Origin of the sequence: Streptomyces sp. NPDC048442 (assembly GCF_040651475.1) — a bacterium.
Lineage (GTDB): Bacteria > Actinomycetota > Actinomycetes > Streptomycetales > Streptomycetaceae > Streptomyces.
The window spans coordinates 43,420-65,350 of record NZ_JBEZKB010000009.1 but is presented as its reverse complement, the minus strand read 5'-3'; the positions used below and the strand labels follow the sequence as shown (position 1 = coordinate 65,350).

19 protein-coding genes are annotated in these 21,931 nt (G+C 70.0%); 9 read left to right on the top strand and 10 right to left on the bottom strand.

Annotated features, from left to right (window positions below; all coding sequences use genetic code 11):
* Positions 1–35: 35 nt before the first annotated feature.
* The 6 genes from AB0D18_RS16130 (at position 36) to mscL (ending at position 5,873) form a co-directional block, all read left to right on the top strand.
* A complete protein-coding gene (locus AB0D18_RS16130; protein ID WP_362418211.1) occupies positions 36–1,646 on the top strand; it encodes a potassium/proton antiporter in 1,611 nt (536 codons plus the stop codon).
* A 206-nt stretch (positions 1,647–1,852) separates the two neighbouring features.
* Positions 1,853–3,157 carry an MFS transporter gene (locus AB0D18_RS16125; RefSeq protein WP_362417746.1) on the top strand — a complete coding sequence of 435 codons (1,305 nt, stop codon included), beginning with the start codon at positions 1,853–1,855 and terminating at the stop codon, positions 3,155–3,157.
* Between the two features lie 66 nt (positions 3,158–3,223).
* A complete protein-coding gene (locus tag AB0D18_RS16120) occupies positions 3,224–3,598 on the top strand; it encodes an FmdB family zinc ribbon protein (RefSeq protein ID WP_362417743.1) in 375 nt (124 codons plus the stop codon).
* A 121-nt stretch (positions 3,599–3,719) separates the two neighbouring features.
* Complete coding sequence (locus tag AB0D18_RS16115; RefSeq protein WP_362417741.1) at positions 3,720–4,574, top strand: S-methyl-5'-thioadenosine phosphorylase; 855 nt, start codon at positions 3,720–3,722, stop codon at positions 4,572–4,574.
* Between the two features lie 195 nt (positions 4,575–4,769).
* Entirely contained in the window at positions 4,770–5,267 is a 498-nt protein-coding gene (locus AB0D18_RS16110) for an RcpC/CpaB family pilus assembly protein (RefSeq protein ID WP_362417738.1), read from the top strand.
* Between the two features lie 138 nt (positions 5,268–5,405).
* Positions 5,406–5,873: a large conductance mechanosensitive channel protein MscL gene (gene mscL / locus AB0D18_RS16105; protein ID WP_362417735.1), complete on the top strand. Its 468-nt coding sequence runs from the start codon at positions 5,406–5,408 to the stop codon at positions 5,871–5,873.
* A 58-nt stretch (positions 5,874–5,931) separates the two neighbouring features.
* Here the strand turns inward: mscL and AB0D18_RS16100 are convergent, their stop codons facing one another.
* The 9 genes from AB0D18_RS16100 to pflB form a co-directional block, all read right to left on the bottom strand.
* Positions 5,932–6,153: a hypothetical protein gene (locus AB0D18_RS16100; RefSeq protein WP_362417732.1), complete on the bottom strand. Its 222-nt coding sequence runs from the start codon at positions 6,151–6,153 to the stop codon at positions 5,932–5,934.
* A 40-nt stretch (positions 6,154–6,193) separates the two neighbouring features.
* Positions 6,194–7,621 (bottom strand): MFS transporter, encoded by a 1,428-nt coding sequence (locus AB0D18_RS16095; protein WP_362417730.1) that lies wholly within the window; start codon positions 7,619–7,621, stop codon positions 6,194–6,196.
* Positions 7,622–7,626: 5 nt separating this feature from the next.
* A complete protein-coding gene (locus AB0D18_RS16090) occupies positions 7,627–8,025 on the bottom strand; it encodes a hypothetical protein (RefSeq protein ID WP_362417727.1) in 399 nt (132 codons plus the stop codon).
* Entirely contained in the window at positions 8,022–8,768 is a 747-nt protein-coding gene (locus AB0D18_RS16085; RefSeq protein ID WP_362417724.1) for a Rieske (2Fe-2S) protein, read from the bottom strand. The genes AB0D18_RS16090 and AB0D18_RS16085 overlap by 4 nt, the downstream gene beginning before the upstream one ends.
* Positions 8,765–9,364 (bottom strand): 4Fe-4S dicluster domain-containing protein, encoded by a 600-nt coding sequence (locus tag AB0D18_RS16080; protein WP_362417721.1) that lies wholly within the window; start codon positions 9,362–9,364, stop codon positions 8,765–8,767. The genes AB0D18_RS16085 and AB0D18_RS16080 overlap by 4 nt, the downstream gene beginning before the upstream one ends.
* 6 nt (positions 9,365–9,370) lie before the next feature.
* Positions 9,371–11,659 carry a molybdopterin oxidoreductase family protein gene (locus tag AB0D18_RS16075; protein WP_362418208.1) on the bottom strand — a complete coding sequence of 763 codons (2,289 nt, stop codon included), beginning with the start codon at positions 11,657–11,659 and terminating at the stop codon, positions 9,371–9,373.
* Positions 11,660–11,724: 65 nt separating this feature from the next.
* Positions 11,725–12,741 carry an MFS transporter gene (locus AB0D18_RS16070; protein ID WP_362418205.1) on the bottom strand — a complete coding sequence of 339 codons (1,017 nt, stop codon included), beginning with the start codon at positions 12,739–12,741 and terminating at the stop codon, positions 11,725–11,727.
* A gap of 276 nt (positions 12,742–13,017) precedes the next feature.
* Complete coding sequence (pflA, locus tag AB0D18_RS16065) at positions 13,018–13,824, bottom strand: pyruvate formate-lyase-activating protein (protein ID WP_362417718.1); 807 nt, start codon at positions 13,822–13,824, stop codon at positions 13,018–13,020.
* A gap of 50 nt (positions 13,825–13,874) precedes the next feature.
* A complete protein-coding gene (gene pflB, locus AB0D18_RS16060) occupies positions 13,875–16,154 on the bottom strand; it encodes a formate C-acetyltransferase (protein ID WP_362417715.1) in 2,280 nt (759 codons plus the stop codon).
* 170 nt (positions 16,155–16,324) lie between these two features.
* On the opposite strand from pflB, the gene AB0D18_RS16055 reads away from it, so the two are divergent.
* The 3 genes from AB0D18_RS16055 (at position 16,325) to AB0D18_RS16045 (ending at position 19,621) form a co-directional block, all read left to right on the top strand.
* Complete coding sequence (locus tag AB0D18_RS16055) at positions 16,325–17,524, top strand: low temperature requirement protein A (RefSeq protein WP_362417712.1); 1,200 nt, start codon at positions 16,325–16,327, stop codon at positions 17,522–17,524.
* 13 nt (positions 17,525–17,537) lie between these two features.
* Positions 17,538–18,644: a P1 family peptidase gene (locus AB0D18_RS16050; RefSeq protein WP_362417709.1), complete on the top strand. Its 1,107-nt coding sequence runs from the start codon at positions 17,538–17,540 to the stop codon at positions 18,642–18,644.
* Between the two features lie 158 nt (positions 18,645–18,802).
* On the top strand, positions 18,803–19,621 hold the full coding sequence (locus AB0D18_RS16045) for a DUF6227 family protein (protein WP_362417706.1): 819 nt from the start codon (positions 18,803–18,805) through the stop codon (positions 19,619–19,621).
* A 175-nt stretch (positions 19,622–19,796) separates the two neighbouring features.
* On the opposite strand, the gene AB0D18_RS16040 is transcribed toward AB0D18_RS16045, so the two are convergent.
* Entirely contained in the window at positions 19,797–21,872 is a 2,076-nt protein-coding gene (locus AB0D18_RS16040; protein WP_362417703.1) for a fructose-specific PTS transporter subunit EIIC, read from the bottom strand.
* Positions 21,873–21,931 lie beyond the last annotated feature (59 nt).

Sequence of the window (21,931 nt, the reverse complement as noted above, 5' to 3'; positions counted from 1 at the left end):
AAGGTAATGAAACTACCTCGCCCACGGGCACGCCGCTGGAGGAACGATCCGGCAGGCCACACGGAAGGAACCGGCCCCTGACTGTCCACCAGCTCAATGAACTCCTGCTCATCTGCGCGGTCGTGCTCCTCGTCGCGGTCGCTGCGGTGCGCATCTCGTCGCGCAGCGGGCTCCCCAGCCTGCTGATCTACCTCGGGATCGGCATCGCACTGGGCCAGGACGGCATCGGCAACGTCGCATTCGACGACGTCGCGCTGACCCAGGTGATCGGCTATGCCGCACTTGTCGTGATCCTGGCCGAAGGCGGCCTGGGGACGAAGTGGAAGGAGGTCAAACCCGCGTTGCCCTCGGCGGTCGTCATGTCGACCTTCGGCGTCGCGGTGAGCGTGGGCATCACTGCCGCGGGTGCGCACTACCTGGTGGGCCTCGACTGGCGGCAGGCGCTGATCATCGGTGCGGTGGTGTCCTCGACGGACGCCGCGGCCGTCTTCTCCGTACTGCGCAGGGTGCCGCTTCCCTCGCGCCTGACGGGCATCCTGGAGGCCGAGTCGGGGTTCAACGACGCCCCGGTGGTCATCCTGGTCGTCGCGTTCTCCACGGCGGGCCCGGTGGACTCCTGGTACGTCCTGGTGGGCGAGATCGCCCTCGAACTCGCGATCGGCGCGGCGATAGGCCTCGCGGTGGGCTGGATCGGCTCGCTCGGCCTGCGCAGCGTCGCCCTGCCCGCCTCCGGCCTCTACCCGATCGCCGTGATGGCCATCGCGGTGACGGCGTACGCGGCGGGTGCCATGGCGCACGGCAGTGGCTTCCTCGCGGTCTACCTGGCCGCGATGATCATGGGCAATTCCAAGCTGCCGCACTGGCCCGCCACCCGCGGCTTCGCCGACGGGCTCGGCTGGATCGCCCAGATCGGCATGTTCGTCCTGCTCGGCCTGCTGGTCACCCCGCACGAGCTGCTCGACGACATCTGGCCCGCGATCGTCGTCGGCCTCGTCCTGACGATGGTGGCGCGCCCCGCGTCCGTACTGCTGAGCCTGCTGCCCTTCCGTACGTCGATGCGCGAACAGGTACTTCTGTCGTGGGCGGGACTGCGCGGGGCGGTGCCCATCGTGCTGGCCACCATTCCGATGGTGGGCGGCGTCGACGGCAGCGACCAGATCTTCAACATCGTCTTCGTGCTGGTCGTGCTCTACACGCTGGTCCAGGGGCCGACGCTGCCCTGGGTGGCGCGGCGGCTGAAGCTGGGCGACAGCGGCGAGACCGCCGACCTGGGCATCGAGTCGGCGCCGCTGGAGCGGCTGCGCGGACACCTGCTGTCGGTGGCGATCCCGGAGAAGTCCCTGATGCACGGGGTCGAGGTGGGCGAGCTGCGGATGCCGCCCGGTGCCGCCGTCACCCTGGTCGTACGGGACGGGACCAGCTTCGTGCCGCAGCCGATGACCGTGCTGCAGCGCGGGGACGAGCTGCTCGTGGTGGCGACCGATCCGGTACGGGACGCGGCCGAGCGGCGGCTGCGGGCGGTCGGCCAGGGCGGCAAGCTGGCGGACTGGCTGGGCACGGGCGGGGAGCCGGCGCCACGGCCGATTCCCACCAAAGCGCGATCGGTTCCAACGAAAGCAAGGACAACAACCACAAAGCCCCTGTAGCATGAAGGTGAATTGATCGACCAACTCTGCCTGATGCAGAGCTGGCGCGACCGCACGGCGGCCTGCCCCGGTATCGACCGGGCCCTGGTATCTACCGCCGGTCCTGCGCAAGAGGACAGCTCTCGGCGGTTTCCGCACGCACTGCGTGCCCACGTACGACGTACGTGCAAAGGGATGCGCTACCAGGCGGCAGAAAGGCAAGGGCCGTGACGAACACGGTCACGACCGACGCCACCACAGACACGTCCCCGACCGGCGGATCCAAGCGTCCCGGCTACGGGCAGCTGCTGCGTACCCCCGGGGTCTGGTCCTACCTGATCCCCGGCTTCCTGGCCCGGCAGCCCTTCGCGATGCTGACCATCGGCATCGTGCTGCTCGTGCAGCACACCACCGGGTCGTACGGCAGCGCGGGCATCGTCGCCGCCGTCACCGGTGTCTCGATGGCGCTGTTCGCGCCGCAGAGCGGCAAGCTCGCGGACCGCTTCGGACAGCGCGCGGTACTGCTGCCCGGCGTACTGGTGCACACGGCGTCCGTCGCCGCCCTGACCGCCCTCGCCCTCTCTGAGGCGCCGATGTGGGCACTGTTCGTGGCGGCCGTTCCCGCGGGTGCTTCGGTGCCGCAGATCGGGCCGATGGTCCGGGCGCGCTGGGCGGCCAAGCTGGACGGCTCGCCGCTGATGTCGACGGCCGCGGCCTTCGAGTCCGTGACGGACGAGTTCACCTTCGTGGTGGGCCCGGTGCTGGCAACCGCACTGTGCACGGGCGTGCACCCGGCTGCGGGCCTGATCGCCGAGGCGACGCTGACGCTGGCGGGCGGCCTGTTCTTCGCCGCGCAGAAGCGCACCCAGCCGGCCCCGAGCCGCACGGCGGGCGCCGAGCACGTCAAGCACGCCTCCGCGCTGTCCATTCCGGGCGTACGGGTGCTCGCGGTGGCGTTCCTGGGCATCGGCGCCGTCTTCGGCGGGATGCAGGTCTCGCTGACCGCGTTCGCCTCCGAGGCCGGCAACCCGGGCATGAACGGGCTGCTGTACGGAATCTTCGCGGGCGGCAACATGCTGGCGGGCATCGCCTGCGGCACCATCGCCTGGAAGGTCGGGCCGCGCCGCCGCCTGATGACCGGCTACATCGGTCTGACGCTCTTCGCGTCGGGCCTGTGGGCCGTGCACTCGGTGCCGCTGCTCGCGGGCCTGGGGCTGCTGGTGGGGCTGTGCATCGCGCCCGCACTGATCACCGGCTACACGATGGTCGAGACGCTCGTCCCGGCCACCGCCCGCACCGAAGCCTTCACGTGGCTGACCGGCGCCGTCGCGTTCGGCCAGGCCATGGCCGTGACAGTGGCCGGAAGGCTGACGGACGCACACGGCTCCAGCGCCGGATTCCTGGTGCCGCTGGGCGGTACCGCGCTGGCGCTGACCGTGCTGGTTGTGCTGCGCTCGCGCCTCGTACCGCAGTCGTCGGGACGGGTCGCGGCACGTGGTGTGGGTCACCGCGTGCCGGTCACGGTGGACTGATCCAGCGGAATACGTCACTATGGACCGTCGTTAGCACTCATCGAGTGAGAGTGCCAGGAGGAGCAAGTGCCGACCTACCAGTACCAGTGCACCGCGTGTAACGAAGGCCTTGAGGCCGTGCAGAAGTTCACCGACGACGCACTGACCGATTGCCCGAGCTGCCAGGGACGCCTGAAGAAGGTCTTCTCTGCGGTCGGCATTGTCTTCAAGGGCTCCGGTTTCTACCGGAACGACAGCCGCGGCTCCTCGTCGAGCAGCACGCCGTCTTCGTCCTCGGCCTCGAAGGCCGCTTCGTCCGCGTCGAGCGGCGGCTCGGACTCGAAGCCCGCGGCTTCGTCGTCGGCGTCGCCTTCATCGTCGTCCGCGTCTTCTTCGGCCTCGTCGTCGAAGTCTTCTTCGAGCTCGTCGAGCTCCTCCTCGGGGTCGTCCTCGGCCGCCTGAGAACCGTTTCCTTCCGAAGTCCCCGCCGTCGACGACAGCGGGGACTTCGGCGTTTGCGGCCCGGGGCCGGGGCCGCCCGCCCCGGGCCGGCGCGATCCGGCCCGGGGCTAGGGTGGCCGCCATGGCGAACTCAGCGCAGGCAGAGATACAGGCAGAGATCGGTGTCATCGGCGGCTCGGGCTTCTACTCCTTCCTGGAGGACGTGACCGAGGTACGGGTGGACACGCCTTACGGCAGTCCCAGCGACTCTCTGTTCCTGGGCGAGATCGCCGGGCGGAGGGTGGCGTTCCTCCCCCGGCACGGGCGCGGCCACCACCTGCCGCCGCACCGCATCAACTACCGCGCCAACCTGTGGGCGCTGCGCTCGGTGGGCGCCCGCCAGGTGCTCGGACCGTGCGCGGTGGGCGGGCTGCGGGCCGAGTACGGGCCCGGCACGCTGCTGGTGCCCGACCAGCTCGTCGACCGTACGAAGGCCAGGACGCAGACGTACTACGACGGCGAGACGGCGGTCGACGGGAGGCTGCCGGAGGTCGTGCACATGTCCTTCGCCGATCCGTACTGCCCGCAGGGCCGCAGGGCGGCGCTGGCCGCGGCACGCGGGCGGGAGTGGGAGCCGGTGGACGGCGGGACGCTGGTGGTCGTCGAGGGGCCGCGGTTCTCGACCCGGGCCGAGTCGCTGTGGCATGCGGCGATGGGCTGGTCGGTGGTCGGCATGACGGGGCACCCGGAGGCGGTGCTCGCACGTGAGCTGGGGCTCTGCTACACGTCGATGACGCTGGTCACGGACCTGGACGCGGGTGCGGAGACGGGTGAGGGCGTCAGTCACGAGGAGGTGCTGAAGGTGTTCGGCGCGAACGTGGACCGGCTGCGCGGGGTGCTGTTCGACGCGGTGGCGGGGCTGCCCTCGAACGCTTCGCGGGACTGCTTGTGCGCGCATGCGCTGGACGGGGTGGCGACCGGGATCATGCTGCCCTGACAACCCTCAGGGGTGAGTGAGTTGTGCACAGGTCGGGGGCCGTCCACAGGCCTCGGCGGGATCTGCGCGGAACGGGGATCGTGAGGGGTGTTCAGAGCGAACGCCCTTCGTGACCTGGTGGTGATTTCCGTGTCGTCGATTACTGCTTCACTTCCCCTGCCCCTTCCTCCACCGTCCGCACCGGAGCCGTGCGGAGTGCCGGAATTCGCGCCGTTGCGGCTGCGAGGCGGCGGGGTCGGACATCGGTTGCGGCGGGCCGTGCGGCGCAGGCGGCGGGCGGTGGCGGTCGGGCTCGCGGTGACCGCCACCGCACTGGTGGCCTCGGCACCACGCGCCACAGAACGCACCGAAGCACCTGCGGAGGCGGCCGGCGCACCCGGGCAGGTGCGTCAACGAACAGTCCCACACGCCGAGTTGGTGTCCGCGCCGGTGCGGATCGCGGACGCGGCGACGGTCCGGCTGCTGCGGCGCGGGGACCGGGTGGATGTGATCGCCTCCGCAAACTCCCCTCACCATGGCGGGAGTTCACCGGCGAAGGTGGTGGCGGCCGGTGTGCGAGTGGTCGATGTGCCGAGGCCCGGGGAGGGTTCCTCGCAAGACGGGGCACTGGTGGTGCTGTCCGTTCCCCGGTCCGCCGCCGCCCAGTTGGCGGGCGCGGGAGCGACTTCGCGGCTGGCGGTGACGCTGTGGTGAATACCGGAGCGCCTAATCGCGCTGACGAACAGTGGGGTCACCGGTACGAGTTGCCGGATTGGACAGCGGCGGCCGGTGCTGTCGTAAGTTGCGGAGATATTTGCACACCCCCCTGCACATGCGAAAAGAGGCTCACTCGTGAGCGAGGAGAAGACCAGCCTGCTGGAAGGCTTCAAAGCCTTCCTGATGCGCGGCAACGTGATCGATCTCGCGGTCGCCGTCGTCATCGGTGCCGCGTTCACCAACATCGTGAACTCGATCGTCAAGGGCGTGATCAACCCCCTTGTCGGTGCCTTCGGAACGAAGGACCTGGAGCACTACAGCTCCTGCCTGAAGGACCCTTGCAAGGTCGTCGACGGCACCATGCAGGGCATCCCGATCATGTGGGGATCGGTACTCAGCGCGGTACTGAGCTTCCTGATCACCGCCGCCGTCGTCTACTTCCTGATGGTGCTGCCGATGGCGAAGTACCTCGCCAGGCGTGCGGCCAAGCTGAAGCTGAAGGAGGCGACCGACGAGGTCATGGAGGCCACCGAGATCGAGGTGCTGAAGGAGATCAGGGACGCGCTGATCGCTCAGCGCGGGTCGGGGCACGGCAACCCGTAGCCAGCGCCGCGCACGTACTGCGGTCCGTTCAGACGTGGTGGGGCGGCCTGCGGTCCGTTCAGACGTGGTGGGGCGGCTTCTCGTCGAGGAAGCGGGCGAGGTCCGCCGCGCCGCCGCCCCCGGCGGGCCGCTCGCCCCAGCCCCGGTCGGTGTCGTCCGAGGACTGCTGGTCCAGCGGGTCGTCGAAGACCAGCTTGGGCCTGGGGCGCTTGGCCGGCTCGGGGGCGGGGTCGGCGTCGGAAGTACCGGGGCCGGGGCCGGGGGTGCCGGGAGTGCTCATTCCTCCAGGGTACGGCGGCCGGACGGCGTGGGGGCGCCGGTCAGCTGGGGGCCTCGGCGCCCTTGCGGGCGTAGAACCACCAGCACACCGCCAGACACGTCACGTAGAACCCGATGAACACCCACAGCGAACTGACCACGGGGAAGTTCGCGAACATCGCGGGGATGAAGAAGAAGCCGTAGGCGGCGATGCCGGAGCTGAAGCCGGTGACCGCGCCCGCTTCCATCTCGGACTGCTTGAGCGCGGCGGCCTTCGTGTCCGCGCCCTTGCCCTCCGCCTCCTTCAGGTGCTGGTTGCGGAAGATCACCGGGATCTGCCGGAAGGTCGAGCCGTTGCCCAGGCCGCAGAAGAGGAAGGCGACAAGGAAGCCCGCGTAGAAGATCCAGAAGTTGCCGGTGTCGCCGTTGTGCGGAAGTGCGGTGATGACGACGACCAGGGCGGCTCCCATGCCGACGAAGGACAGCATGGTGACGCGGGCGCCGCCCATCTTGTCGGAGAGCCAGCCGCCGCCCCAGCGGGCGAGGGCACCGATGAACGGGCCGATCCAGGCGTACGTCGTCGCCGAGTAGGCCGGGTCGATCGGCGTGAACGTGGTGTTGATCAGGTTCGGCAGGGCTGCGGCGAAGCCGATGAAGGAGCCGAAGGTCCCGACGTACAGCCAGGTCATCAGCCAGTTGTGCTTGCGTTTGAAGATGATCTTCTGCTGGCTGAACGGGGCGGCGGCGACCTTCAGGTCGTTCATCAGGAACCAGGCCAGCAGCGTCATGATCACCAGCAGCGGCACCCAGAGGAACGCGCCGTTCTGGAGCCAGACGTCCTCGCCGGTCTTCTTGCTCTTCAGCGGCCCACCCGCCGGGGCGAAGAGCACGGCGGCGGTGATGACCAGCGGGGCCACCAGCTGGACGACGGAGACGCCCAGGTTGCCGAGGCCACCGTTCATGCCGTTGGCGTTGCCCTTCTCCCGCTTGGGGAAGAAGAAGCCGATGTTGGCCATGGAGGACGCGAAGTTCGCACCGCCGAGGCCGCAGACCGCGGCGATCAGCGCCATTTCCCAGTACGGGGTGGAGGTGTCCTGGAGCGCGAAGCCGAGCCACAGCATCGGGGCGATCAGGATGATCGTGGAGAACGCGGTGAACTTCCGCTCACCGAAGATCGGCCCGATGAAGGTGTACAGGATCCGGAAGGTGCCGCCGGTGATGCCGGGGATGGCGGTCAGCCAGAACAGCTGCGACTTGGAGTAGTCGAAGCCGACGTCGCCGAGCTTGACGACCGTCACCGACCAGACCTGCCAGACGACGAAGCCCAGCATCAGGGCGGGGACCGAGATCCACAGGTTGCGGCTCGCGACCTTGCGTCCCGTGGACTGCCAGAAGGACTCGTCCTCGGGGTGCCAGTCGGTGATCGTCGTGCCGGGTCTGTACGTGTCGCTCCCCTGTGCCGGGGAGCCGGTGGGGGTTGCCGTGGCCACGGGGGTCACCGGTCCTTGGGGTCGAGGAGCCAGAGGAGGAGGACCACCAGGAAGGAGAGGCAGAGGAAGCCGGCGCCCCACCAGGCGGTGCCGGTGTCGCCCTTCATCCACTCGTTGACGGTGATGGTCAGGGCCCAGAGCTGGCCGATGACCACGGACAGGGCGAGGACCAGGCGGGCGGTGAGCTTGGCGGAGCGTTCCGGCTCGTGCTCGGTGCCCGCGCCGGGGCCGGGTCCCGTGTTGCGGATCCGGGGGTCGCCGTAGCCGCTGGTGGGGCGGATCTGCGGGTAGCGCTCGCGGACCGGGCGGTTGAGGCGCGGGTCGGCGCTGCCGGGGCGGTAGTCGGGGCGGGACGGGACGCCGGGGCCGGAGGAGGTGCTGGGGGGCGGGTGCTGTTCGGTCATGTCTGCCTGCTCTGCTGCCGGGGGTCGGTGCCGGGCTTGAGCCGGGAGGCGGCTCCCGGACAGCCGATGCGGGCGGCGAACTCCGGGCGTTCGTCGATGATCTGGCGGCACAGGCCGGCCTCGACGCTCTCGCCGGAGCGGGTGGTGCCGATCGCCCAGATGCTGCCGTCCATCTCTTCGACGACGACCACCTTGGGAAGTCCCCGGGGCGGCGGGCCCGCGGTGACCTCGCCGGTGCGGGCGTCGAAGATGCCCTCGTGGCAGGGGCAGTAGAGCTCGCCCTCGGTGCCGCGCTCCTTGCGCCACAGGACGGCGCAGGCGAGGTGGGTGCAGACCGCGGAGTAGCCGACGAGGGAGCCGTCCTCCAGGCGTACGGCGACGGCGCGGTCCTCGTCGCCCGGGTAGCGGAAGGAGAGCGACTCGCCGCGCGGCAGACGGTCGGCGATCTTCTTCGCCCTGGGTGCGCCGTCGCCCTCGGGTTCGCCGTGCCGGTGCAGCACTCCCCCGGCGACCGCCAGGCCGCCGACGGCGAGGCCGCCGGAGACGGTGGCGACGATGCGGAGGTAGTCGCGGCGGGTGGTGAGGGAGTCGGCACTGATCCGGTCGTGCAGGGCGGCCTGGGCGTCGTCGGTACGGGAGTCGGCGGAAGGGGAGTTGCCGGCCCGGGAGTCGCCGGCCTGGGCGTCGTCGGTGCGGGAGGGGGTTTCGGTGGTGCCCGGTGGGGGCGGCTGGACGGTGCTCATCGGACGTCGACTCCGTTCACCTCGACGACCGGGAGCCCGCCGGGCACCGGCCACTGGACCTTGTCGGCGGGGACGACCATCGCGACCCCGGTGGAGACCATCACGTCGCCGAACGCGAAGGAGTCGGCGACCTGGACGCCGGGGCGCTCGGCCTGGAGCTCTTCGAGGGTTCCGTAGAAGAGCGCTCCGGTCGGGCAGACCGTGGCGCACATGGGCGCGAGCCCGTAGGCAGTGCGGTCGTAACAGAGGTTGCACTTCATCTGCAGCTTGGCTTCGAGGTCGATCTTGGGGACTCCGAAGGGGCAGGCGTTGACGCAGTTGGCGCAGCCGATGCAGCGGGTGGTGTCGGCCTGCTGGACCACCCCGTCGGCGGTCACCAGGATCGCGTCGGCGGGACAGACCTCGGCGCAGGGTGCGACCGGGTCCTCGCAGTGCATGCAGACCGTGGGAAGGGAGGCGACGGATTGACCGGGCTCGGTGTAGTCGAGGTGGATCATCGACTTGCCGCGGTGCGAGTCGCATTCGCGGCAGGCCGAGACACAGGCCTGGCAGCCGATGCAGCGCCCCGGGTCGATGAAGATCGTTTTACCCATCATGGCTGGTCAGCGCCTCTCTTCTGCGGTTGCCCTGCCCTGCGGGGCGGTGGGCGGCAGGGGGTCGGTGCGGGAGACCTGGGTCTCGGGGTACGCCTCGTGGCCAGGGGCGACCGGCGGCGCCGGGACCTCGTCGATGTGGTCCGCGCGTTCGATCCGGCAGGCGCAGACCTTGTACTCGGGGATCTTGGCGCGGGGGTCCAGTGCGTCGATGGTCAGGACGTTCGCGGCCGTCGGCGCGGGCCAGTGGTACGGGATGAAGAAGGTGTCCGGGCGGATCGCCTCCGTGACGAGTGCCGGGTAGACGGAGCTGCCGCGCCGGGTGACGACACGTACCGGGTCGCCGTTCTTGAAGCCGTGCGAGGGGTGCACCTCCACCCACGGCCGCGGGGTCTGCTCGACCAGGGCGCCGAGCCGGCGGGTCTGGTTGCCGGAGAGGAAGTGCGCGACGGTGCGGCCCGTGGTGAGCGACATCGGGAAGTCGTCGTCGTACGGGTCCATCGGCAGGTGCCACTCGACGACCTGGAGGTGGATCTTGCCGTCCGGGTGGTAGGTCCGGCCGTCCTCGAAGAGGCGGGGGGTGCCGGGGTGGGCGGTGTCCGGGCAGGGCCAGGCGATGCCGCCGGTCTCCTCCAGGCGTTCGTAGGTGATGCCGTAGTAGTCGTTGACGGTGCCGGCGGAGGCGGTGCGCAGCTCGTCGAAGACCTCGCGGGACCCGGCGAAGGCGAACTTGTCGCCCTGTCCCAGGCGTTGGGCGAGCTGACACATCACCCAGGTGTCGGTGCGTACACCGGCCGGGGGCTCCTGCGCCTTGTTGTGCTTGACGACGCGGGCCTCGGCGTTGGCCATCACCCCCTCGTCCTCGGCCCAGGTGGTGACGGGGAAGACGACGTGCGCGTTGGCGGCCGTCTCGGAGAGGAAGAAGTCGAACTGGGCGTGGAACTCGGTCGCGTCGTACCCCTCCTTCACCACCCGGTGGTTGGGGAGCGAGACGAAGGGGTTGTTGCAGACGCCGATCAGGCCGCGGATCTCACCGCGCTGCATCTGCCAGACCATTTCCATCATCGAAGTTCCGGCGGCGGGGAGTTCGGACTCCTCGATGCCCCAGATCTCGCAGATCTGGCGGCGGTGCTCCGGGTTCATGATCGAGCGCCCGCCGGGCAGCAGGTCCGACTTCTGGCCGTGCTCGCGGCCGCCCTGCCCGTTGCCCTGGCCGGTGATGGTGCCGTAGCCCGCGCCCGGCTTGCCGATGTTGCCGGTGGCGGCGCACAGATTGATGACGGTCAGGCAGTTCTCGACGCCCTGCGAGTGGTGCTCGATGCCGCGCGCGTGCCAGGCCATCGCCTTGCCCGCGCCCGCGAAGACCCGTGCGACCTGCACGACCTGGGAGGCGGGGATCCCGCAGATCTCCGCGGCGCGCTCCGGCGGGTACTCGGCAACCTTGGCCCTGACCTCGTCCCAGCCGGTGGCGTGCGCGGCCAGGTACGCCTCGTCGACGAGGTTCTCCCGTACGACGACGTTCAGCACGGCGTTGAAGAACGCGGCGTCCGTGCCCGGTCTGAGGGCGACGTGGATGTCGGCGGTGCGGGCGACCGCCGTCTCGCGCGGATCGACCACGATCAGCGTGGCCCCCCTGTCCCGGGCACCCCACAGGTACTGGGTCATCACCGGGAAGCACTCACCGACGTTGGAGCCCGCGATGAGCAGGCAGTCGGTGAGGAGGATGTCGGAGAACGGGTTGCCCGCGCGGTCGATGCCGAAGGCCAGCTTGTTGGCCCCGGCGGCGGCGACCATGCACAGCCGCCCGTTGTAGTCGACGTGCCGCGTCTTCAGGGCGACCCTGGCGAACTTGCCGACCAGGTACGTCTTCTCCGAGAAGAGGCTCGCGCCGCCGAGCATGCCGAACGCGTCGTTCCCGTACGTCTGCTGGATGCGGCGGACCTCGGAGACGGTGAAGTCGAGGGCCTCCTCCCAGGAGACCTCCCGGAACGCCTCGTCGCGGGAGCGCCGCATGAGCGGGGCGGTCAGCCGGTCCGGGTGGTTGACCTGCTGGTAGGCGTTGATGCCCTTGGGGCACAGCCGCATCCGGTTGATGTCGTGGTTGCGGGGCTCGACGCCGAAGACCTTGCCTCCCTTGTCGACACGCAGGTACATGCCGCACTGCACGCCACAGAAGCAGCAGTGGGTGGGGACGAGGGTCTCGCCGTTCTGGTCCGCGTGCCACTGGTCGGCGGGGATGCCGCCCGCGTCGCGGAAGCCGCGGGTGCCGGGCGGGGCGATGGACGGGTCCAGCGGGATGCGAGCGCCCGAGGGCGCGGGCCTCCCGCCCCGTACGGTGGGCCCCAACGGGACGTCCTGCGCGGTCACTTGAACCCCTTCTTGACGTTCGCGAGGTAGGCGTTGCCGCGCAGTTCGCGCTTGCAGCGCGGGCAGTACTCGGCCCACTGCGCGAAGTCGAGCTTCAGGTCCCGCATGGTCGCTTCGAGGTTCTCGACGTACGGAGCGGTGTCGATCGGCGTGTCGCAGCGGCGGCAGTGGAAGACCTCGTCCTTCTGCCGGGCGGTGTACTTGAACAGCTGCATGCCGACGGCCGCGGGCCGCTGCACGATGTGGAAGAACTTCCCGAACGGGATGTAGATCAGGGTGAAGACCACCGAGACCATGTGCAGGATCGCCAGGAACTCGTAGCCGCCGCCGTGCAGGAAGATCGACGAGAAGGTGAGGAGCAGACCGGTCACCGAGATCACGATCAGCGCGATGAGCGGTACGAGGTCGTAGGCGAAGCGCTGTCCTGTCATCGCGCCGCGGTCCTTCATGCGGCGCCACAGGAAGTACGAGGCGCCGGGGATGACCAGTACCGCGGCGACGTCGAGGCCGTGGAACATCAGCCAGCCGATGATGCTGGAGGAGTCGTAGCCGAGGACCTTGATGCCCCAGACGCGCATCTCGTAGCCGGGGCCCGCACCACTGCCCGACGTGAAGGTGAACCAGCCCCAGGTGAGCGGGAAGGTGATCGCGGCGGCCAGGATGCAGCCCCAGAAGATGAGCTGGTGGGCGGCCCAGCGGGCGTGCGAGCGGGCGCCGAGGAACTTCTGGAAGCCGAGGTAGGTGGCGATCATCTTCGGCAGGGCGGTGGGGGCCTTGCGGAAGTTCTCCGCCGAGAAGAGGCTGCCCCAGCCCCTCTTGAAGAGGCGGCGGGCGCCGGGGGCGGAGACCCAGACGGTGTAGCGGTAGGCGATGCCGAAGGCGAGGAAGATCGTCGCCACCGCGTAGGGGATGAGGGCGGAGTCGAAGTCGCGCAGCATTCGGCTGCCGAAGTAGATGGCGAGGATGAGGAGGAGGGAGACGGTGGTGCCGGCGAGGGTGGCGCGCCGGGTCACCTGCGGTGGGCTTGCGGGGGGAAGTACCGGGGCCTTGGGCGGTACGGGGGTGCCCGGCGGTACCGGTTCGCCGGGCGGTACCGGTTCGCCGGGCGGTACCGGGGTGCGCGGGAGCGAGGGGGCAGCGTCCGCCGGGGGCCGCCCTGTGCCCACCCGTTCCGCCCCCAGGGCGGCCCTGCTGCCCACAGAGCTGGGGTCTGGCGGCGAGGCGGGGTTCGTGGGGTCAGTCACGAACTCAAATTAGGGTGAACAGGGCATTTTCACCTCCCAAGTGACTCAAACGGCGTACAGGCCGTGTCCCTCGAAGATCTCGCGGGCTGCCGTCACCTGTTCCGGGCCCGGTGACGGGGTGTCGTGCAGGGTGAAGGGCTTGCCGAGGGCTTCCCACTTGGTCTCGCCGAGCTTGTGGAAGGGCAGGACGTCGACGCGGGAGACGACGCCCAGGGAGGCGGCGAAGGCGGCGACGCCCTCGATGTTCGCGGGATCGTCCGTGAGGCCGGGCACCAGGACGAAACGTATGTGCACCGGCTTGTCGAGGGCGGCCAGCCGGCGGGCGAAGGCCAGGGTGGGGGCCACCTCGCGTCCTGTGACCTTCGCGTACGTCGCCGGGTCCCAGGACTTGATGTCGAGCAGGACCAGATCGACGTCCCTCAACAGGGCGTCGGTGGCACGGGCGCCGAGGTACCCCGAGGTGTCCAGGGCGGTGTGCAGGCCCAGTTCGTGCTTGAAGCGGTGGAAGAGTTCGCCCGCGAAGACCGGCTGGAGGAGGGGCTCGCCGCCGCTGAGGGTGGCGCCGCCGCCGGAAGCCCGGATGAACGCCGTGTACTTCGCGGCCTCCGCGACGATGTCGTCCGCCGCATACCGCTTCCCGTTGCGCATCTTCCAGGTGTCCGGGTTGTGGCAGTACAGGCAGCTCAGCGGGCAGCCGGAGAGGAACGTGACGAAGCGGGTGCCGGGCCCGTCGACGCCGGTGGACAGGTCCCAGGAGTGCGCCGAGCCGCTGATCGGCCGCCGGGTGGCGGCGCCGGCCGGGGTGGCGGGTTCCACCGGGACCGCCGCCCCGAGCCGGACTGTGGTGGTCATGGCAGCACCTCTCTGAAGCTCTACGGCGGGAAGCTCTACAGCGAGCAGCTCTACAGCGAGCCGTGGAAGGTGCGGTTGATGACGTCGAGCTGCTGCTCGCGGGTCAGCCGCACGAAGTTGACCGCGTAGCCGGAGACCCGGATGGTCAGTTGCGGGTAGTTCTCCGGGTGCTCCATGGCGTCTTCGAGCATCGCCTTGTCGAGGACGTTGACGTTCATGTGGAAGCCGTTGCTCGCCATGAAGCCGTCCAGCACTCCGGCCAGGTTCTGGATCCGCTCCCCCGCGGTGCGGCCGAGCGCGTCCGGGGTGATGGTGTTGGTCAGCGAGATGCCGTCCTCGGCGTCGTCGTACGGCAGCTTCGCGACCGACAGGGCGGAGGCGATGTAGCCGTGCTCGTCGCGCCCGTTCATCGGGTTGGCGCCGGGCGCGAAGGGGGTGCCCGCCCGGCGGCCGTCGGGGGTGTTGCCGGTCTTCTTGCCGTAGACGACGTTTGAAGTGATCGTCAGCACAGACTGTGTGTGCACGGCGTCGCGGTACGTCGGGTGCTTGCGGATCTTCTGCATGAAGTCCTCGACGATGCGCTTGGCGATCGCGTCCGCACGGTCGTCGTTGTTGCCGTACGCCGGGTAGTCGCCCTCGATCTCGTAGTCGACGGCGAGCCCTGTCTCGTCGCGGATCACTCTCACGCGGGCGTGCTTGATGGCGGAGAGGGAGTCCGCCGCCACCGACAGTCCTGCGATGCCGCAGGCCATGGTGCGCAGGATCTCCTGATCGTGCAGGGCCATCTCGATGCGCTCGTAGGCGTACTTGTCGTGCATGTAGTGGATGACGTTGAGCGCGTGTACGTACGTCTTCGCCAGCCAGTCCAGCATCGCGTCGTAGCGCGGCGCGACGTCCTCGTAGTCGAGGTGGTCGCCCGTGACGGGTTCGAAGCCCTCCACCACGCGCTTGCCGGTCTTCTCGTCCCGGCCGCCGTTGATCGCGTACAGCAGCGCCTTGGCGACGTTGACCCGCGCGCCGAAGAACTGCATCTGCTTGCCGACCGCCATCGCCGAGACGCAGCACGCGATCGCGGTGTCGTCGCCGTACTTGGGGCGCATCAGCTCGTCGGACTCGAACTGGATCGCCGAGGTGTCGATGGCGACCTGCGAGGCGAACGACTTGAAGCCCTGCGGCAGGTGCTGCGACCAGAACACGGTGAGGTTGGGCTCGGGGGCCGGGCCGAGGTTGTAGAGCGTCTGGAGGGCGCGGAAGGTGGTGCGCGAGACCAACGGGCGGCCGTCCTCGCCGATGCCGGCCATCGACCAGGTGACCCAGGTCGGGTCCCCGGAGAAGCCTTCGTTGTACTCGGGCGTGCGCAGGAAGCGGACGATGCGCAGCTTGATGACGAAGTCGTCGATGAACTCCTGCGCCTGCTCCTCGGTGAGGAGACCCCGCTCGATGTCGCGCTGGAGATAGATGTCGAGGAAGTTGTCGATGCGGCCGATCGACATGGCCGCGCCGTTCTGCTCCTTCACCGCCGCCAGGTAGGCGAAGTACAGCCACTGGACGGCCTCGCGGCCGGTGCGGGCCGGGCCCGAGATGTCGTAGCCGTACGAGGCGGCCATCGACTTGAGCTCGTTCAGGGCCCTGATCTGCTCGGAGACCTCCTCCCGGTCCCGGATGACGTGCTCGGTGGCCCACTGCTCGCCGAGGCGTGCCTTGTCGGCCTCCTTCGCCTCTATGAGGCGGTCGACGCCGTACAGGGCGACCCGGCGGTAGTCGCCGATGATGCGGCCGCGGCCGTACGCGTCGGGGAGGCCGGTGATGATGCCGGAGGAGCGGCAGGCGCGGATCTCGGGGGTGTACGCGTCGAAGACGCCCGCGTTGTGGGTCTTGCGCAGGTGCGTGTAGATGTCGCGGACCTCGGGGTCGGCCTCGTAGCCGTACGCGTGGAGGGCGTTCTCGACCATCCGCCAGCCGCCGTTGGGCATGATCGCCCTCTTGAGGGGGGCGTCCGTCTGGAGGCCGACGATGAGGTCCTTGTCGGCGTCGACGAAGCCGGGGGCGAAGGCGTCGATGCGCGACGGAGTCTTCACGTCGACGTCGTGGATGCCCTTGCTGTTCTCCTCGGGGAACATCTTGAGGAGCTTCTGCCAGACGGCGGTGGTGCGCCCGGTGGGTCCGGCGAGGAAGGCGGCGTCGCCCTCGTACGGGGTGTAGTTGCGCTGGACGAAGTCGCGGACGTCGACCGCGTCGCTCCACAGGCCGCCCCGGAAGCCTTCCCAGGCGTCCGTGGTCGCTGTGCCTTCCGCGCCGTTCACCGCTGTCTCCACGGGGGCTGTGGTCATCGTCCGCACCTTCCGTTTCCTGCTCCGTCGCTATGTCTTCATTGCACTCCTCCGGGCCCCGTCCCGGGGCGCGCAATGGTCCTCGTTCGAGGGCCGAAGGTCCCCACTTTCGGAGGTCCTGTTCACCGCTTCCGCGCGCGCCCCGCCGCCGCCTCTGGTCTCTTGTACGTATGAGCCACTCGACCGCGCCCGCCGGCCTGCTGCGCCGTATGACGGCGCGCAGCCCCGACGAGGGCCACCGCGCCGCGACCCCGCTGGAACTGTTCTTCGACCTGTGTTTCGTGGTCGCCGTCGCCCAGGCGGGCGCGCGGCTGGTGCACGCGGTCGCGGAGGGGCACTTCGGATCCGGGATCCTCGGCTATTTCCTGGTGTTCTTCGCCATCTGGTGGGCGTGGATGAACTTCACCTGGTTCGCCTCGGCGTACGACAACGACGACGTGTTCTACCGTGTCGCCGTACTCGTGCAGATCGCGGGCGTGCTGGTGCTGGCGGCCGGGGTGCCGCGCGCCTTCGACGACGGGAACTGGGCCGTCGCCATCATCGGCTACGTCGTGATGCGTCTCGCCATGACCTGCCAGTGGCTGCGGGCCGCCCGGCACAACACGGGCGCCGAGCGCGCCACCGCTCTGAAGTACGCCCTGGGACTGGTGATCGTCCAACTGGGCTGGATCGCCGTGCTGTTCGTTCCCGACAGTGTGCGCCTGTACCTCTTCCTGCTGCTCGCCGTCGCCGAACTGAGCGTGCCGGTGATCGCGGAGAGGAGCTTCCAGACCTCCTGGCACCCGCACCACATCGCCGAGCGGTACGGCCTGTTCACCATCATCGTGCTGGGCGAGTCCGTCACCGCCGCCACCATCGCCGTACAGGAGGGCCTGGACGAGTACGACGAGCTGGGCGAGCTGCTGTCCATCGCGGCCGGCGGCCTGCTGATCGTCTTCGCCGCCTGGTGGATCTACTTCTCCTCGCCCGCCCAGGAATGGCTCACCTCTTTGAGGCGGTCCCTCCAGTGGGGATACGGGCACCTCTTCATCCTGGGATCCGCGGCGGCGATCGGAGCGGGCGTCGAAGTGGCGGTCGAGCAGGTCGTCGGCAAGGCGCACATCTCCTCCGTCGCGGCGACAGCGGCGGTGACGATCCCGACGGCACTGTTCCTGTTCACCAGCTGGTTCCTGCAGGCGCGGCACTTCAAGCGGGACACCGCCGAGCTGGCACTGATGCCGGTGGCAGTGGTCGCGGTGCTCGCGTGCACCTTCCTCGGCACCTGGGGAGTGCTCGCGGCGGGCCTGGTCCTGATGCTGGCGGTGGCCGTCGGCGTACTGCTGTCCAACCGGCCGGACACGGACACGCTGCGCATGCCCCAACTGACGTGATACGCAAGGCCCCATGGGAGAACTCAGCGGGAAGCCGGGACCGAACGACGCACTGACCGACGTGGCCGGCCTCCGGGTCGGCCACGCGCGCGTGGGGGGTGCGTACGCCCTGTCGGGGAGCACCGTGGTGCTCGCCCCCGAGGGCGGCTTCGTCGCCGCCGTGGACGTACGGGGCGGAGGTCCCGGCACCCGCGAGACGGACGCCTTGGACCCGCGCAATCTGGTGCAGCGCACCGACGCGATCGTGCTGACCGGCGGCAGCGCGTACGGGCTCGACTCGGCGTCCGGGGTGGTGGCCTGGCTGGAGGAGCAGCAGCGCGGCTTCCGGATCGGCCTCGACCCGGCGCAGGTGGTGCCGGTGGTGCCCGCGGCCTGTCTCTTCGACCTGGGGCGCGGCGGCGACTGGCGGCGGCGGCCAAACGCGGCGACGGGTCGGGCGGCCGTGGAGGCCGCCGCCCGTACGGGAGTGGGCGCCCCGGTGGAACAGGGCTCGGTCGGCGCCGGTACGGGCGCGGTGGTGGGCGGTCTCAAGGGCGGCGTCGGCACCGCGAGCGTACGGCTCGCGTCGGGGGCGACGGTGGCGGCGCTCGTGGTGGTCAACGCGGTGGGTTCGGCGGTCGATCCGCTGACCGGGGTGCTGTACGGGGAGTACTTCCAGGGGCGCGTCGCGTACCCCGGCGAAGAGGTCCACCGGGAAGCGGTGCGGCGTACTCAAGAGGCGCGCGAGGAGTCCGCGCGACGCTACGCCCAGTCCGTGCACCCCCCGCTGAACACCACCCTCGCGGTCGTCGCCACCGACGCCGAACTCACCCGCGCCCAGGCGCAGAAGCTCGCCGGGACGGCGCACGACGGCTTCGCGCGCGCCCTGCGGCCCGTGCACCAGCTGACGGACGGGGACACGGTCTTCGCGCTGTCCACGGGGGCGCGGCCGCTGCTTTCCGGGGAGCAGGACCCGGCGTTCGCCGTCCAGCTGGCGGCCGGTGCCCTCAATGAGGTGCTGGCGGCGGGTGCGGACACCGTGTCCCAGGCGATCGTCAAGGCGGTGCGGGCGGCGGAGGGTGTCGACGGGCCGGGCGGGATCTTCCCCTCATACCGGGACCTCTACCCCGGGACGGGGTGAATCGGTGAACTGCGGTATTTCGGGGGCGGTTTGCGGGAACCTCTCGTACTCCGCCCTTCGTTCACAGGCCAATAAGTGACAACCCGGGGCGCGATGTCAGACCCAGCGGCTACTTTGAGTATTGAGAGAGTCACACGCGGCGACGGCCTGGAGAAGCCTTGAACGATCCGTACGAGAACGAGAGCGACGGCCTCGAACCCACCGAGGACCACCTCGGGCTGCTCCTGGGCCGTGCACTGAACTCCTTCGACCTGCCCGACGAGACCGTGGAGCGGCTCACATCGGCGCTGGCGCACAGCTCGTCGCTGCGCTCCTCGCACCACAGCGCCGGCCTCCGCCGTTCCCTGCACCTGCACACGTTCCTGCTCGCCGACGGGTCCTGCCTCAGCCTGTGGGAGCTGGTGCACAACGCGGGCCGCGACCACCGCACCGAGCACGAGCTGTACACCGACATCGGCGGGGCGAGACTCGCCGCCAACCGGCTGCCGCAGGGCGCGGATCCGTCCTCCGACGACCTGCCGCTGTTCCCCGAGTACATCGACGGGCACGACGCCATCGCCGTCCCCGACGACCTCTCGGACCATGTGGAGAGCGACCTGGAGGTCCTCTCCGGCCTGCTGGCCCACCCGCGCAGGGCGGCCAGGCGCTCCTTCGTGCCGGACAACTCCCCCGACCACGCGCGCCGGGTCCTGCGCCGCGCGGAGAACGCGGACCGGCCGGGCGCGGAGACGGCCCGGCTGCTCGCCGACGCCCTCGCGCACGAGATCACACAGGTGTTCGGGCGGCAGTGCCGCATCAAGGGCAGGGAAGTGGGATTCACGCTGTACGAGCACGCGTTCCTGCTGCTGGACGGCAGCGAGGCCAGCCTGTGGGAGGTCGAGCACACGGCGACCCCCGACGGACGCCACATGTGCGAGGTGTACGCGGACAAGAACACCGCCCGCGAAGCGATGGCGCTCCGCGGGCGGGTGCGCTGACCGGACCGGTGCCAGTGCCGGCGCCGGTGCCGGTGCCGGTGCGCCAACCGGTTCGGTCCCGGTGCTGCGATGCGCCGACCGGATCGGTCCCCGTACGGAGAACCCGCCCTCGCGCGGTGTGCGCGGGGCGGGTTCTCGGTCGGCACGGCGCTTCGTGCGCCCGCGGGGAGGGGGATCAGGCGGCGACGGCCACCTTCTCCTCCGGCTGCTCCGTCGTGTGTCCGGACCGGGTTTCCGGCTGCTTGCGCGCCCCCTTGAGCAGGACGACCAGCCCCGTACTGACGCAGACACCGGCGACGATCGCCACCAGGTAGAGCAGCGGGTTGCCGATCAGGGGCACCACGAACACGCCGCCGTGCGGGGCGCGCAGGGTGTTCTCGAAGGCCATCGACAGGGCGCCGGTGACCGCGCCGCCCGCCATCGAGGCGGGGATGACACGCAGCGGATCGGCCGCCGCGAACGGGATGGCGCCCTCGGTGATGAAGGAGGCCCCGAGCACCCAGGCTGCCTTGCCGTTCTCCCGCTCGGCCTTGGTGAAGAGCTTGCCGCGCACGGTCGTGGCGAGCGCCATCGCGAGCGGCGGGACCATTCCGGCGGCCATCACGGCAGCCATGACCTTGAGGTTGCCCTCACTGGCGTTGGCGGAGAGACCGCCGATGGCGAAGGTGTAGGCGACCTTGTTGAAGGGGCCGCCGAGGTCGAAGGTCATCATCAGTCCGAGGACGATGCCCAGGACGATCGCGTTGCTGCCGTTGAGGCCGGACAGCCAGTCCGTCAGCGCCGACTGGAGCTTCGCGATCGGCTCCCCGACCACCAGGAACATCAGGAACCCGACGACGATCGACGACAGCAGCGGAATCACGACGACCGGCATGATGCCGCGCAGGGCCGCCGGAATGCGCACCTTCTGGATGGCCATGACGACCGCACCGGCGAGCAGACCGGCGACCAGGCCACCGAGGAAGCCCGCCTTGATGGTCACCGCGATCGATCCGCCGACGAAGCCGGGCACGAGACCCGGCCGGTCGGCCATTCCGTACGCGATGTAGCCGGCGAGCACCGGGATCAGGAAACCGAAGGCCAGGCCGCCGACCTGGAACAGCAGCGCCGCCCAGCTGGTGTGGTCGCCCCATGCGAAGTGCTCCATCACGGAGGGCGCCTTGTCGATCTGGTACCCGCCGACGGCGAATCCGAGAGCAATCAGCAGACCTCCGGCGGCGACGAACGGCACCATGTAACTCACGCCGGACATCAGCCACTTGCGGAGCTTGCTGCCGTATCCCTCCCCCGCGGCGCCGGACTCCTCGACCGGGCTCCCCTTTGCGGGCGCGCTCGACAGGTCGCCCCTGGCCGCCCTCTCCTTGGCCTCGGCGATCAGTTCGTGCGGCCGGTTGATGCCCGCCTTCACGCCGACGTCCACCGTCGGCTTCCCGGCGAACCGCTCGCGGTCCCGTACGGGCACGTCGTGGGCGAAGATCACCGCGTCGGCGGCGGCGATGACGGCGGGGTCGAGGCGGGTGAAGCCGGAGGAGCCCTGCGGCTCGACGGTGAGCTGCACGCCGTCGCCGTTGCCCGCCTGTTCGAGGGACTCGGCGGCCATGTAGGTGTGCGCGATGCCGGTGGGGCAGGAGGTGACGGCGACGATACGGAAGGGAGTGTCGGGCCTTTCGGCTTCCGCCGCGTCCGCCTCCGCCGCGTCCGCCTCTGCCGCGTCCGCCGCTGCCGCTGCCGCTGCCTCAAGAGGAGCTTCCGGGGCGGGGGTTGCGGCCACGGCCGCAGTCTCCACAGCCGGAGCTGCGACCTCCGGGGTCTCGTCGCCCCGGATCAGCGCCGCCGCCGACGCCGCGTCCCCGACCGCCCGCAGCGCGTCCGTGAACTCCGCGTTCATCAGCTGCCGCGCCAGGCTGGAGAGGATCGTCAGGTGGGCGTCGTCCGCGCCCGCCGGGGCGGCGATCAGGAAGATCAGGTCCGCCGGGCCGTCCGTGGCACCGAAGTCGACACCGGCGGCACTGCGCCCGAAGGCCAGTGTCGGCTCGGTGACATGGGCGCTGCGGCAGTGCGGGATGCCGATGCCGCCCTCGAGCCCGGTCGGCATCTGCGCCTCGCGCGCCGCGACGTCCGCGAGGAAGCCGTCGAGGTCGGTGACCCGGCCCAGCGTCACCATCCGGGTCGCCAGGAGACGGGTCGCCTCTTGTTTGGTGTCGGCGGCCAGGTCGAGGTCGACCAGGTCCGCGGTGATCATCTGGCTCATCGCGGGCTCCTTTGCACGGATGCATCAACGGGCTGGGCGGGCGCCACAGACGGGGCGGC